At 53.9% G+C, this 15,061-nt stretch carries 8 protein-coding genes; 6 read left to right on the top strand and 2 right to left on the bottom strand.

Translation table 11 applies throughout. The features are described from left to right. The first annotated feature begins 128 nt into the window (after window positions 1–128). The gene (gene aceA / locus ACQ0PY_RS22770) at window positions 129–1,433 is read left to right on the top strand and encodes an isocitrate lyase (protein ID WP_044268583.1); all 1,305 of its coding nucleotides are present in this window, start codon (window positions 129–131) and stop codon (window positions 1,431–1,433) included. 102 nt (window positions 1,434–1,535) lie between these two features. Then, complete coding sequence (aceK, locus tag ACQ0PY_RS22765) at window positions 1,536–3,308, top strand: bifunctional isocitrate dehydrogenase kinase/phosphatase (RefSeq protein WP_042998993.1); 1,773 nt, start codon at window positions 1,536–1,538, stop codon at window positions 3,306–3,308. A 51-nt stretch (window positions 3,309–3,359) separates the two neighbouring features. On the opposite strand, the gene iclR is transcribed toward aceK, so the two are convergent. Beyond that, window positions 3,360–4,184, bottom strand: coding sequence for a glyoxylate bypass operon transcriptional repressor IclR (iclR, locus tag ACQ0PY_RS22760; protein ID WP_042320966.1), 825 nt, complete (start codon window positions 4,182–4,184; stop codon window positions 3,360–3,362). A 193-nt stretch (window positions 4,185–4,377) separates the two neighbouring features. Here iclR and metH point away from each other — a divergent pair, with 193 nt between their 5' ends. Next, window positions 4,378–8,061, top strand: coding sequence for a methionine synthase (gene metH / locus ACQ0PY_RS22755; protein ID WP_109739591.1), 3,684 nt, complete (start codon window positions 4,378–4,380; stop codon window positions 8,059–8,061). A 263-nt stretch (window positions 8,062–8,324) separates the two neighbouring features. Then, window positions 8,325–9,956, top strand: a complete 1,632-nt coding sequence (locus ACQ0PY_RS22750; RefSeq protein WP_042998996.1) for a Na/Pi cotransporter family protein — start codon at window positions 8,325–8,327, stop codon at window positions 9,954–9,956. A 93-nt stretch (window positions 9,957–10,049) separates the two neighbouring features. Here ACQ0PY_RS22750 and pepE read toward each other — a convergent pair whose 3' ends face one another. Beyond that, window positions 10,050–10,739 carry a dipeptidase PepE gene (gene pepE / locus ACQ0PY_RS22745; protein WP_109739590.1) on the bottom strand — a complete coding sequence of 230 codons (690 nt, stop codon included), beginning with the start codon at window positions 10,737–10,739 and terminating at the stop codon, window positions 10,050–10,052. Between the two features lie 812 nt (window positions 10,740–11,551). On the opposite strand from pepE, the gene ACQ0PY_RS22740 reads away from it, so the two are divergent. Beyond that, complete coding sequence (locus ACQ0PY_RS22740; RefSeq protein ID WP_042998998.1) at window positions 11,552–12,097, top strand: hypothetical protein; 546 nt, start codon at window positions 11,552–11,554, stop codon at window positions 12,095–12,097. Window positions 12,098–12,369: 272 nt separating this feature from the next. Next, a complete protein-coding gene (locus ACQ0PY_RS22735) occupies window positions 12,370–15,060 on the top strand; it encodes an autotransporter outer membrane beta-barrel domain-containing protein (protein WP_224788350.1) in 2,691 nt (896 codons plus the stop codon). Window position 15,061 lies beyond the last annotated feature (1 nt).

Below are 15,061 nucleotides of genomic sequence, written 5' to 3'. Positions count from 1 at the left end.
GCCCCGGGCCGTGCTCAAAATCCTCACGTACGATAAGTACGCTCCGGTTTTTGCGCGGCTTCCCGTGACCAAACTGCCTTCACCAATAACGCCTGGGAAGCCAGGAGAATAATATGGAGCATCTGCACATGAAAACCCGTACCCAACAGATCGAAGCGTTACAGAAAGAATGGACACAACCGCGCTGGGAAGGCATCCGTCGCCCGTACAGCGCGGAGGAAGTGGTGAAATTACGCGGCTCGGTTAACCCGGAATGCACGCTGGCGCAGCTGGGCGCAGCCAAAATGTGGCGTCTGCTGCACGGCGAATCGAAAAAAGGTTACATCAACAGCCTTGGTGCGCTGACCGGTGGTCAGGCGTTACAGCAGGCGAAAGCGGGTATCGAAGCGGTGTATCTGTCGGGGTGGCAGGTTGCGGCGGATGCCAACCTGGCGTCCAGTATGTACCCGGATCAATCGCTCTACCCGGCGAATTCTGTTCCGGCAGTGGTGGATCGGATCAACAACACCTTTCGCCGTGCGGATCAGATCCAGTGGTCCAGCGGTATTGAGCCCAACGATCCGCGCTATGTGGATTACTTCCTGCCAATCGTCGCCGATGCGGAAGCCGGGTTTGGCGGCGTACTGAATGCGTTTGAGCTGATGAAGTCGATGATTGAGGCCGGTGCAGCGGCTGTTCACTTCGAAGATCAACTGGCCTCGGTGAAGAAATGTGGTCATATGGGCGGCAAAGTGCTGGTGCCAACTCAGGAAGCGATTCAGAAACTGGTGGCTGCGCGTCTGGCGGCAGACGTTATGGGCGTCCCGACGCTGGTGATTGCGCGTACCGATGCGGATGCGGCGGATCTGATCACCTCCGACTGTGACCCGTACGACAGTGAATTTATTACCGGCGAGCGCACCAGTGAAGGATTCTTCCGTACGCGTGCCGGCATTGAGCAGGCGATCAGCCGTGGCCTGGCCTACGCCCCGTATGCCGATCTGGTGTGGTGTGAAACCTCGACGCCGGATCTGGAACTGGCGAAGCGTTTTGCCGATGCGATTCATGCGAAATTCCCAGGCAAACTGCTGGCCTATAACTGTTCGCCGTCGTTCAACTGGCAGAAGAATCTGGACGATAAGACCATCGCCAGCTTCCAGCAGCAGTTGTCCGATATGGGTTACAAATACCAGTTCATTACCCTGGCAGGTATTCACAGCATGTGGTTCAACATGTTCGACCTTGCGCACTCCTACGCGCAGGGTGAAGGCATGCGCCACTATGTTGAGAAGGTTCAGCAGCCGGAATTTGCGGCGGCTAAAGACGGTTACACCTTCGTGTCCCATCAGCAGGAAGTAGGGACAGGCTACTTTGATAAAGTCACCACCATCATTCAGGGCGGCACTTCCTCGGTGACCGCGCTGACCGGCTCGACCGAAGAATCACAGTTTTGATTAATGCCCGGTGGCGCTGCGCTTACCGGGCCTACGAAGGGATGTAGGCCGGATAAGCAGACGCGCTATCCGGCATGACGTTGTGCCGGATGAGGAGAAGCGATGACGCGTGGCCTGGAGTTACTGATTGCTCAGACGATTTTGCAAGGTTTCGACGCCCAGTATGGTCGATTTCTGGAAGTGACCTCCGGCGCGCAACAGCGCTTTGAACAGGCTGACTGGCATGCCGTGCAGCAGGCGATGAAAAGCCGTATTCACCTCTACGATCACCACGTGGGTCTGGTGGTGGAACAACTGCGCTGCATCACTGGCGGCAAAAGTACCGACGCCGCATTTTTGCTGCGTGTAAAAGAGCATTACACCGGGCTCCTGCCGGATTACCCGCGCTTCGAGATTGCGGAGAGCTTTTTTAACTCCGTATATTGTCGGTTATTTGACCACCGCTCGCTCACTCCCGAGCGGCTCTTTATTTTTAGCTCCCAGCCGGAACGTCGTTTCCGGACGATCCCGCGTCCGCTGGCAAAAGATTTCTTCCCGGATAGCGGTTGGGAACCGCTGCTCACCCGCATTCTCAGCGATCTGCCGTTGCGCCTGCCCTGGCAGAACAAAGGGCGCGATATTCGCTATATCATTGCACATCTGCGTGAAACCTTTGGTGAGGAGACGTTGCAGCAGTGCCATCTACAGGTGGCTAACGAGCTGTTTTATCGCAATAAAGCCGCATGGCTGGTCGGCAAACTCATCACGCCATCCGCCACGTTGCCCTTTTTGCTGCCGATTCATCGCACCGATGAAGGTGAACTGTTTGTGGATACCTGCCTGACCACCACGGCAGAAGCCAGTATCGTGTTCGGTTTCGCTCGTTCCTATTTTATGGTGTACGCGCCGCTGCCCGCCGCGCTGGTGGAATGGTTGCGCGAGATCCTGCCAGGAAAAACCACCGCTGAGTTATACATGGCGATTGGCTGTCAGAAACATGCGAAGACCGAGAGCTATCGCGAGTATTTGTTGTATCTGCGCAGCTGCGATGAGCAGTTCATTGAAGCGCCGGGCATACGTGGCATGGTGATGCTGGTCTTTACGCTGCCGGGGTTCGACCGGGTTTTTAAAATTATTAAAGATAAGTTCGCGCCGCAAAAAGAGATGTCTGCCGCCCACGTTCGCGCCTGCTATCAACTGGTGAAAGAGCACGATCGCGTGGGACGCATGGCAGATACCCAGGAGTTCGAAAATTTTGTGCTGGATAAACGTCAGATCGATCCGGCATTGATGGCGCTGTTACTTGAGGAAGTGCCGGAAAAGATAACCGATCTTGGTGAGCAGATTGTCATCCGTCATCTCTATATTGAGCGGCGGATGGTGCCGCTCAATATCTGGCTTGAGCAGGTCGAAGGTCAGCAACTGCGGGATGCGATTGAGGAGTACGGCAACGCGATTCGCCAGCTTGCCGCCGCCAATATTTTCCCCGGCGACATGCTGTTCAAAAACTTTGGCGTCACCCGTCATGGTCGCGTGGTGTTCTACGATTACGATGAAATCTGCTACATGACGGAAGTGAATTTCCGGGACATCCCGCCGCCGCGCTACCCGGAAGATGAGATGAGTGCCGAGCCCTGGTATAGCGTATCCCCTGGCGATGTGTTTCCTGAGGAGTTTCGCCACTGGTTATGCGCCGACCCACGCATCGGACCGCTGTTTGAGGAGATGCACGCCGATCTGTTTCGTGCCGATTACTGGCGCGCATTACAGACGCGCATTCGGGAAGGGCATGTTGAAGATGTTTACGCATATCGCCGTCGCCAGCGATTCAGCGTGCGTTATGAAACCGACCGGGCGCTTGCGCCGCCATCCGGCAATGTGCGCCGACCAGCCTGATGGCACGACGCTTATCAGGCTTGCCGAAAATGTTCCTGAGGGGGATTTTGTTTAACGAATCCCGCCGTATGCCAGCGTCACCTCTTTCGCCGCCTTGATCACCATCGCGCCAAACTCGGTCACGCGGTCGTCCGTGATGCGCGAAATCGGGCCAGAGATAGAGATTGCCGCGAACGGCTCGCGGTGTTCGTCATAAATGCACGACGCGACACAACGCAGACCGAGCGCATGTTCCTCATCATCAAAGGAATAACCGCGCTTGCGGGTCTGGGCGAGGTCGTCCTTCAGATGAACCGGGGAGACCAGCGTCGCGTGGGTGTATGCATGCAGCCCTTTGCGGTGCAGCAACTGGGTCACCTGTTCTTCGCTCAGTTGTGCTAAAAACGCTTTGCCTGCGCCAGAGGCGTGCATCGGCAGCTTACCGCCAATCGGCGCAGACATACGCATCAGTTGGGTACACTGTACCTGGTCAATGATAATCGCCTGATGATCACTTTGATCCAGTACCGCCAGATTCACCGTTTCGCCGGAATCTTCCATCAGTTTGCGCAGAATAGGGTGGACGATCGCCAGCAAATTGCGGCTCTGTAAAAAGCTGCTGCCGACGATAAACGCATGCGCGCCTATCGCCCAGTGTCCAAGGTCACCCACCTGACGCACAAAGCCCTGCTGCTGCATAGTGGTCAGTAAGCGATGAGTCGTGGAGTTCGGCAGGCCAGCCTGCTGTGCCAGCTCGGTCAATGCCACGCTGCCGTTGGATTCCGCGATCCATTCCAGCAGTTTCAGGCCACGGGTCAGCGACTGAACCTGTCCGGCAGCGGGGGCGGTCGTCGCGGCGGGTTTTCTGCCGCGTTTGGCGGGAACGGGTGCAACCATAGCGCATTCCTTTTCTGTATCGTGGAAATCATTTTCGTTTTATTCAATTATAATGCAAGAAGTCTTGTACTGATCGGATGAGTGAAGCTGAACATGTCTCATGTTGCCCGTTGTTGGCTTTTCCGTCAGCCCTGTTTATGCCACTATGTTTTGTTGACTTTTTCGGTCTGGTTAAGCGTTGTCGGGAGCAAGTGTGAGCAGCAAAGTTGAACAACTGCGTGCGCAGTTAAATGAACGTATTCTGGTGCTGGACGGCGGTATGGGCACGATGATCCAGAGCTATCGTCTGAGTGAAGAGGATTTCCGTGGTGAACGCTTTGCCGACTGGCCGTGCGACCTGAAAGGCAACAATGACCTGCTGGTGCTGAGTAAGCCAGAGGTGATCGCCGCGATTCATAACGCGTACTTTGACGCGGGCGCGGACATCATTGAAACCAACACGTTTAACTCCACCCCCATCGCGATGGCGGATTACCAGATGGAGTCCCTGTCGGCGGAGATCAACTTTGCCGCCGCGAAACTGGCGCGTGCCTGTGCCGATGAGTGGACTGCCCGTACCCCGGAAAAACCGCGCTATGTTGCGGGCGTTCTCGGCCCAACCAACCGGACCGCATCGATCTCGCCGGATGTGAATGACCCGGCATTTCGTAATATCACCTTTGATCAACTGGTGGCTGCTTACCGCGAATCCACCAAAGCGCTGGTGGAAGGTGGCAGTGACCTGATTTTGATCGAAACCGTCTTTGATACGCTGAACGCGAAAGCGGCGATTTTTGCGGTGAAAGAAGAGCTGGAAGCGCTGGGCATCGACCTGCCGATCATGATTTCCGGCACCATCACCGATGCTTCTGGACGTACCCTTTCCGGGCAAACGACAGAGGCGTTTTACAACTCCCTGCGCCATGCTGAACCTCTCACTTTCGGCCTCAACTGCGCGCTGGGGCCGGATGAACTGCGTCAGTATGTGCAGGAACTGTCTCGCATTGCTGAATGTTACGTGACTGCACATCCGAACGCCGGGCTGCCCAACGCTTTCGGTGAATACGATCTCGATGCCGATACGATGGCAAAACAGATCCGCGAATGGGCCGAAGCGGGCTTCCTGAATATCGTTGGCGGCTGCTGCGGCACCACACCGGAACACATCGCGGCAATGAGCAGGGCGGTCGAGGGACTGGCACCGCGCCCGTTGCCGGAGATCCCGGTGGCCTGCCGCTTATCCGGTCTCGAACCGCTGAATATTGGCGACGACAGCCTGTTTGTAAACGTCGGTGAGCGTACCAACGTTACCGGCTCCGCCAAATTTAAGCGCCTGATCAAAGAAGAAAAATACAGCGAAGCGCTGGACGTTGCTCGTCAGCAGGTAGAAAGCGGCGCACAGATTATTGATATCAACATGGATGAGGGGATGCTCGACGCCGAAGCGGCGATGGTGCGCTTTCTCAACCTGATCGCCGGTGAGCCTGACATTGCTCGTGTGCCGATCATGATTGACTCCTCAAAATGGGACGTCATTGAGAAAGGGCTGAAGTGCATCCAGGGGAAAGGCATCGTTAACTCCATCTCAATGAAAGAGGGGGTTGAAACCTTTATCCATCATGCGAAGCTGCTGCGCCGCTACGGTGCGGCGGTGGTGGTGATGGCCTTTGATGAGCAGGGCCAGGCGGATACGCGTGCGCGTAAAATCGAGATTTGCCGCCGGGCGTACAGGATCCTCACCGAGGAGGTGGGCTTCCCGCCGGAAGACATCATTTTCGACCCGAATATTTTCGCGGTGGCAACCGGGATCGATGAGCACAACAACTACGCGCAGGACTTTATCGGTGCCTGTGAAGACATCAAACGCGAGCTGCCGCATGCGTTGATCTCCGGCGGCGTGTCCAACGTGTCATTCTCGTTCCGTGGCAACGATCCGGTGCGCGAAGCCATTCACGCGGTGTTCCTCTACTATGCCATTCGTAACGGTATGGACATGGGGATTGTCAACGCCGGGCAACTGGCGATTTACGACGATCTCCCTGTCGAGCTGCGCGATGCGGTGGAGGATGTGATCCTCAATCGGCGTGATGACGGCACCGAACGATTGCTGGAGCTGGCGGAGAGATATCGCGGTAGCAAAAGTGATGAGGCGGCCAACGCGCAACTGGCGGAGTGGCGCACCTGGGAAGTGAAAAAGCGCCTCGAATACTCGCTGGTTAAAGGCATCACCGAGTTTATCGAGCAGGACACCGAAGAGGCGCGTCAGCAGGCGGCCCGCCCGATTGAGGTGATTGAAGGGCCGCTGATGGACGGGATGAACGTCGTCGGCGACCTGTTCGGCGAAGGAAAAATGTTCCTGCCGCAGGTGGTGAAATCCGCCCGCGTAATGAAACAGGCGGTGGCGTATCTCGAACCGTTTATCGAAGCCAGTAAAGAGAAAGGCTCCAGCAATGGCAAAATGGTCATCGCCACCGTGAAGGGCGATGTCCACGATATCGGCAAAAATATCGTTGGCGTGGTCCTGCAATGTAACAACTACGAAATCGTCGATCTTGGCGTGATGGTGCCGGCGGAGAAAATTCTCCGAACCGCCAAAGAGGTGAATGCGGATCTGATAGGCCTTTCCGGGCTGATTACCCCGTCGCTGGACGAAATGGTCAACGTGGCGAAAGAGATGGAGCGTCAGGGCTTCACCATACCGCTGCTGATTGGCGGCGCGACGACCTCAAAAGCGCACACGGCGGTGAAAATCGAGCAGAACTACAGCGGCCCTACGGTGTATGTGCAGAACGCTTCGCGCACCGTCGGCGTGGTTGCCGCGTTGCTTTCTGATACCCAGCGCGATGACTTTGTCGCCCGTACTCGTAAAGAGTATGAAACCGTGCGCATCCAGCATGGGCGTAAGAAACCGCGCACGCCGCCGGTGACGCTCGCCGCCGCGCGGGATAACGATCTGGCGTTTGACTGGGAAAGCTATACCCCGCCAGTGGCGCACCGTCTGGGTGTGCAGGAGGTCGAAGCCAGCATCGAAACGCTGCGTAACTACATCGACTGGACGCCGTTCTTTATGACCTGGTCGCTGGCCGGGAAGTATCCGCGCATTCTGGAAGATGAAGTGGTAGGTGAAGAGGCGAAGCGCCTGTTTAACGATGCCAACGACATGCTGGATAAACTGAGCGCAGAGAAGGCGCTGAATCCGCGCGGTGTGGTGGGGCTGTTCCCGGCAAACCGCGTGGGTGATGACATCGAAATCTATCGTGACGAAACGCGAACGCACGTGCTGACGGTCAGCCATCATCTGCGTCAACAGACTGAAAAAGTGGGCTTTGCTAACTACTGTCTGTCTGACTTCGTGGCGCCGAAGCTGACCGGCAAAGCGGACTACATCGGTGCTTTTGCGGTGACCGGTGGTCTGGAGGAGGACGCGCTGGCGGATGCGTTTGAAGCGCAGCACGATGATTACAACAAGATCATGGTGAAAGCGCTTGCCGACCGTCTGGCGGAAGCCTTCGCGGAATACCTGCATGAGCGCGTGCGTAAGGTCTACTGGGGCTATGCGCCGAACGAAAATCTCAGCAATGAAGAGCTGATTCGCGAAAACTACCAGGGGATTCGTCCGGCGCCGGGGTACCCGGCCTGTCCGGAGCATACCGAGAAAGGCACCATCTGGCAGTTGCTGGAAGTGGAAAAGCACACCGGCATGAAGCTTACCGAATCCTTCGCCATGTGGCCTGGCGCATCGGTTTCCGGCTGGTACTTCAGCCATCCGGACAGCAAGTATTACGCGGTTGCACAGATTCAGCGCGATCAGGTGGAAGACTACGCGTTCCGTAAAGGGATGAGTGTTTCTGACGTTGAGCGCTGGCTGGCCCCTAACCTGGGCTATGACGCCGACTGATTCACGAAACTGTCATCTTTCCTTACAACTAACAGGGTGCTTGTCGGGCACCCTGTCTCTTTCTTGCGTTTAAACCCTTATACTGGAAGAAGGCGATGACCTCTCTGGTTATATTTTTACACGCAATCATTCAAGTTGCGTCGAGGCGGCAAGCCTGGGAATCTTCAGGAGCTTACTGAAGTAAGTGACTGGAGTGAGCAGGCGCAGCCAACAAAGAGGCAGCTTGAAGGATAAAGTGTAAATGATAAGGAGTACCTGATTCCGTGCTAACCCTGCTCCACCTGCTTTCTGCTGTCGCCCTGCTGGTCTGGGGTACCCATATTGTGCGTACTGGCGTGATGCGTGTGTTCGGCGCCCGCCTGCGAACCGTGCTTAGCCGTAGCGTCGAAAAGAAACCGCTCGCCTTCTGCGCGGGAATTGGCGTCACTGCGCTGGTGCAGAGCAGTAATGCCACCACCATGCTGGTAACCTCGTTTGTTGCTCAGGATCTGGTTGCACTGACGCCTGCGCTGGTGATTGTGCTTGGTGCAGACGTAGGGACCGCGCTGATGGCGCGTATCCTCACCTTCGATTTATCGTGGCTCTCGCCGCTGCTGATTTTTATCGGCGTGATCTTCTTCCTCGGCCGTAAACAGTCACGCGCCGGACAACTGGGGCGCGTGGGGATCGGCCTTGGCCTGATCCTGCTGGCGCTGGAACTGATTGTCCAGGCCGTCACCCCTATAACCCAGGCCAACGGCGTACAGGTCATTTTTGCCTCGCTGACCGGCGATATCATGCTGGATGCGCTCATTGGCGCGATGTTCGCGATCATCAGTTATTCCAGCCTGGCGGCGGTACTGCTCACGGCCACCCTGACCGCGGCGGGGATCATCTCCTTCCCGGTGGCGCTGTGTCTGGTGATTGGCGCCAACCTCGGTTCCGGCCTGCTGGCGATGCTCAACAACAGCGCGGCTAATGCCGCGGCTCGTCGCGTGGCGCTTGGCAGTCTGTTGTTTAAGCTGGTGGGCAGCCTGATTATTCTGCCATTTGTCCATCCGCTGGCGAATCTGATGGATGAATTGCCGCTGGCGAAATCCGAGCTGGTGATCTATTTCCATGTTTTCTACAACCTGGTCCGCTGCCTGGCAATGATTCCTTTTGCCGAGCCGATGGCGCGCTTCTGTAAGCGCATCATCCGCGACGAGCCTGAGCTGGATGCGCATCTCAAGCCAAAGCATCTGGACGTTAGCGCGCTGGATACGCCGACCCTTGCGCTCGCCAATGCCGCCCGTGAGGCGCTGCGCATCGGCGATGCGATGGAACAGATGATGGAAGGACTGAAGAAGGTGATGCATGGCGAGCCGCGCGAAGAGAAGGAGCTGCGCAAAATCGCGGATGACATCAACGTGCTCTACACTGCCATCAAACTCTATCTGGCGCGGATGCCGAAAGAGGAACTGGCGGAAGAGGAGTCGCGCCGCTGGGCGGAGATCATCGAGATGTCGCTTAACCTTGAACAGGCGTCGGATATTGTGGAGCGCATGGGGAGCGAGATTGCTGATAAATCGCTGGCGGCGCGGCGGGCGTTTTCTATTGAGGGGTTAAAAGAGCTGGATGCGCTGTACGACCAGTTGCTCAGCAACCTGCAACTGGCGATGTCGGTCTTCTTCTCCGGCGACGTGACCAGTGCCCGGCGGTTGCGCCGTAGCAAGCATCGTTTCCGCATACTGAATCGCCGTTACTCGCATGCGCACGTTGATCGTCTGCATCAGCAGAACGTACAAAGTATCGAGACCAGCTCCCTGCACCTGGGATTACTGGGGGATATGCAACGTCTGAACTCGTTGTTCTGTTCCGTGGCTTACAGCGTGCTGGAACAGCCGGACGAAGATGACGAGCGGGATGATTACTAACAGGCGGTAAGGCCGGATAACGCTTATCCGGCCTACAAATTGCGCTCATTGTAGGCCGGAAAAAGCATTTACGCCGCCATCCGGCAACGTCGGTTAAAAGCAGTGACCTGCCTCAACGGCAACGGCGTCTTTACCGGCTTCGAACACGTAGGTGGTGTTCGGACCGCCAAGCACAGCCTGACCCTTACTCACTTTAATCCAGTTGCCTTCCGGCAGACCGATCACCGTCAGTTCAGGCGCGACAACCAGCAGCTCGCGAATACGCTGTTCACGCGTTTCGCCTTTGTGTCCTTCCGGCAGCGCGTTAGTGAAATGCGGGTTAATCTGCAACGGGAACAGGCCCAGCGCATCAAAACCTTGCGGATCAACAATCGGCATGTCGTTGGTGGTGCGGATGGTCTTGCAGGCGAGGTTGGCACCCGCACTCCAGCCAATGTACAGCGCACCGCGTTTAACCACGTCAACAATCGGTGCCAGTAACCCGCGCTTGCGGCTCTCTTTCAGTAACTGAAAAGTATTACCGCCGCCGACAATCACCACTTCCGCATTTTCAATGGCCGCCACCGGATCAGTCACGGTGTGAATACCCACCACCTTGACGCCCATAGGGGCGAAGATTGCAGCCGTTTTTTCTGTGTATTCATCCCAGGTTTGCGTGACGCCTGCAAAGGGTATAAATACTGCCGAACGGCGCCCCTCAAGTTGCTCCGCAATCAGCGGCAGCGCATGCTCCATCCAGCCTTTACCCGGCAGTGTCGAGTTACTCAATAAAAGCAGTTCCATTCTTTCTCCCTGTAATCAGTAAATGACAAAACGCGGTCATGCTACCACTGACAGTGTAGCGCCTTACTGACATGGCTCACGATGTTGGAAGGGGGTGTAGAAAGGACCACTGACTCAATAATGAAAAATGCACGATATGCGTATTAAAGCGAGTGAAGATATTTCTCACTCTGCCAGTATGAACATGTAACGCCTTGATAATACAATAAACCAGGTGTGATTGAATTTATCGTAGTTGAAATGTTTATTCACTCTTTATGAAAAGTGAGAAGGGGATTTTTAAATTTTGACGGTTACTAATTTAAAACAGCAACATTGCGGCATTGCCCTGGATTTATCCCGAACAGGCTTAAGCGTATTGCGATAAGCACTATGAGGTTTCTGGCCCATGCTGAAGCATTGGCGTCTGTCCTCTGATCAACAACAGTGTCGCTATTTTCATTATTATGTAACTAAACATTTCAATTCGAATGGAAAAATTATTGTAACTCACTGAAATATAGGATTTTTACCAAAAATTAAAATTTATGTATCTTTTTGTTTTACTTACAAACAGTAAGGTAAATTCCGAAAAAAAGATCGATTACAACGATCGATACCTTTCAAGTGATAGTCTTTAACTATTGATTTTGTTTTATCGATCAGGTTTGACAATCAATATTGCTCATGTACTATTCTGTTTGAATCAATATTATACCGACAGCAGCAGAGTGGGTGTGCCGGACATCGTCAGAATAAATAACCTCGCCGGATAATAAATACCCCCTGAAAATAAAAAACAGGCTGTCCAGGATATAGGGAGCATCATCTGTATGACAAAGGAATATGTAAAGAAGAGCCATATTGCCAGTTGGCCTGAAAATGATGTTTATTTTTCCACGGGTATCTCTGCGCTGGCCAGAAAAGTGACTAATTCTCATTCCGGCTCAGACTATCTGTTTATTAATCTTAATAGTTATACCTTAAAGCTTTTTTTTCGATCGTTCTCTCAATTGAGCAAGAGTGGTTATCAGTTGATTATTATTTCAACCCAACGACTCATGCCGCTGGCTTTTTTCTGGCACCTGAAATGTCACGCCGTCAGCGCAATCTTCGAATCGCGTTGCTCTGTTCATGATGTTATTCGCGGTCTGGATACTGTCGCGACCGGGCGGCAGATCGTCTGGTCCTTCCCGGGGCCTGCCTGTTTACTCTCTTCAAGAGACGTTTTACTTCTGCGGCATTATCTTGAAGGGGGAAGTATGGGCTATTTACAAGAGAAACACTGCCGCGCGTATTCCACCTTGCAGGGATGGAAGACTACAGTCGCGCGGAAATTTAAAGTACGAAAACTCGAACATCTCCTTATTTCGAATTAATCATCATTGTCCAGTATGAATATTTCTGATGCCTGAGCGTCCAGTGGAATATTTATAAGCAAGATAGAACTGCCCGTTTAATAGGGATCTTATTAACTATGGATGTAGATATGAAACGCGTTTTTTACCATGCTTTTTTCCCCGCGTTATGTTTAACCGCGTACCCACTGACTGCGGCGGAAATGCTTCCCACACCTTATCCACCCGTGCAAACTACCACGATGCCGGACGACTTATTATCGAATTCGGATTATACGAATCACTGGGATTGGGTGAAAGAAACCTGGGAGAAAGGCTATTCCACTTTTTCCATCAAAGATAAAAAATATATTGCTAACCAGGAAATTACGCTGATCAATCCTGCTTTTTCTAAACAGGTCGTGACGTTATTAAATGAGTCGTATAGTTATAACAATACGTTGAATTCTGTGCAGCTTAATATCGGTGACGGTATATACGATGCCGCCGGTTCTGAAGCCGTGAATACCACGGTGAAAGGGGAATACACCAATAGTAAAGGGAATATTGAAACAGGTGTATTGCAACTTAATGGCGACGGGAAAGCCTTCCATACGCTGGTTGAGAATAACGGTGCCCTGACGATGAATGGTGATTCACAGGCGTATGACACCGTGGTGAAAGCCGGTGGTCGACAGACTGTTGGAGGCCGTGCTTATGCTCAGGCGAATCTCATCGATGGCGGTATTCAGGTGCTCTCAGTCACCAGTACGGCGTTGGCTGAAGATACCATTGTGCAAAACGGCGGCCAGCAAATCATTTATAACGGGACCGCGAAAAACTCGCACATTGGCGCCAACAGCTATCAGCTTGCCAGCGGTCTGGCTTTGGATACGTACCTGTATAACGGCGCATTCCAGCAGGTGTTTAGCGGTAAAGGCGAAGAGTTCGTTGCGGACCGCAATACCACCGTTTATGCCGGTGCGCGACAAACGATAACCTCGGGTATTTCAGAAAATGCGCAGGTCTATGGCACGCAGGTGATTACCGGCGTAGACGGTCAATGGAGCGATGGAGACTGGGTTTCCGACAGTAATTCCAACGTTCGTGTCAACGGGCAGCAGGCGAAAGACGCCACTATCCATGCCGGTGGTTTGCAACGTATTCAAACCGGCAATGCCGATGGCACACAGGTCTATGGCACTCAACTTGTCAATGGTCAGAAAGGTGGCTGGGTTGGGGGAAACTGGGTGGAGCAATCTGGATGGACCGGTGGCATTCGCGCTAACGCGACAAATACGACCGTTCATGCAGGCGGCCTTCAGCAACTTGCCTGGTACGGTGAAGCCAGTAATACGGTTATCGATGGCGGCCGTCAGGAAGTGCTTGCGCTGGGGCATATCTCGAACACAACGCTTCGCAATGGCGGGAGCAGCCTGATTGCCTATGGAGGCTATTCAACAGGGGCACTGACGGTAGAAGACGGTTCACTGACTATGGAAGGGGGAAGTGTACACGACTGGACGGGGAATCTGGGTAAGGGCGCCTGGGCCGCGTCGGTGGACTTACAAGGCCCTTCTTCCGTTCTGTACTTAAAACACAACGCGGATACTGCGGAATCCGTCACGACGATTAAAGCCTTAACGCATAATGGTGTGGTCAATTTTAGTGCGCCAGAGGGACGCGACGCGGGACAGTTTAACCGTCTTGAACTCACCACGCTGGAGGGGACCGGGACTTTCGTTATGAACACCAATCTGTCCGGCGGGATTGGGGATTTTCTGAACGTTTCCGATGCCGTGACGGGGCAATTTAAGGTCACGGTGCATGATTCCGGAAGTGAGTTACGCAGTCGAGCGGCTACTCCTTATCACTTAATTTATGCTAATGGGAGCGGGGCAGACACCTTTGCGATGACCAACGGCAGCGTCGATCTTGGTGCGTACAAATACTATCTGGTGCATGGCGCCGATAGCGATAAGGATAACTGGTATTTGTCACCGCAGGCGAATACGCCAGAACCTGAGCCAGGCCCGGATCCTGAGCCGGGTCCGGGACCTTCGCCTGAACCGAATCCTGAACCGGGAGTTAAGCCGGATTTATCAGAAAGCGCGAAAGCGGTTATTGCCATGGCGAATGTGACACCCACTTTGTGGGACGCTGAGTTGTCAACGCTGCGAACCCGTCTCGGTGAAATTCGTCAGATGCGTGACTACGAAGAGGGTGCATGGGGTAAATACATCAGTAGCCGCTACCGCGTTTCCACAGAGCACGTGGCTTACCGTCAGGATGTGAACGGTGTGATGCTCGGTGGCGATAAGCGTTTTGATTTAGAAAATAGCGCACTGATTATGGGCAGTATGGCTTCCTATACGCGTGCGGATCTCGACTCATCCAGTACCAATGGCAAAGCGGACAGTTACGGCATTGGACTGTACACGACCTGGTTACACAACAGCGGTTATTACATCGATGGTGTGTTGAAAGCCAACTATTTCCGTACGGAGAACAACCCCTACTTCAACGGCGGACGCACCCATGCGAAAGATAATACCGTTGGCGGCGGGGCTTCAGTCGAGATCGGTAAGCATATTGCGCTTGAGACGTGGTTTGTTGAACCCTATCTCCAGGCATCATGGTTTATTGGCGACCAGACCCACTACAAACTCGACAGTGGCATGTCGGTTAAAGCGGATGCTGCGCGATCGTTAAAAGGGGAAACCGGGTTAACCTTCGGTAAGAATGTGACGCTGGTAGATGGGACACTGTTACAGCCGTATGCGAGAGTGGCCGTTCGTCATGAGTTTATGAAGAACAACGACGTCGTCATTAACCACACTGAGAAGTTCAAAAATGACCTGTCAGGGACAAGCGGCAAATATGGCCTGGGGATGACCGCGAAACTAAGCGATCGGTGGTCCGCATGGGGAGAAGTCAGCTACGAAAAAGGGCAACATATCGAGACGCCTTATAGTGGTCAACTGGGTATCCGCTACAGTTTCTGAA

This window comes from Citrobacter sp. LST-B2 (genome assembly GCF_057983045.1).
This window is presented reverse-complemented; position numbering and strand designations above follow the sequence as displayed.

Excerpts from the sequence above, each read along its gene's own strand:
- aceA (WP_044268583.1), top strand. The coding sequence starts at position 129 with ATGAAAACCCGTACCCAACAGATCGAAGCGTTACAGAAAGAATGGACA.
- aceK (WP_042998993.1), top strand. The coding sequence starts at position 1,536 with ATGACGCGTGGCCTGGAGTTACTGATTGCTCAGACGATTTTGCAAGGT.
- iclR (WP_042320966.1), bottom strand. The coding sequence starts at position 4,184 with ATGGTTGCACCCGTTCCCGCCAAACGCGGCAGAAAACCCGCCGCGACG.
- pepE (WP_109739590.1), bottom strand. The coding sequence starts at position 10,739 with ATGGAACTGCTTTTATTGAGTAACTCGACACTGCCGGGTAAAGGCTGG.
- ACQ0PY_RS22740 (WP_042998998.1), top strand. The coding sequence starts at position 11,552 with ATGACAAAGGAATATGTAAAGAAGAGCCATATTGCCAGTTGGCCTGAA.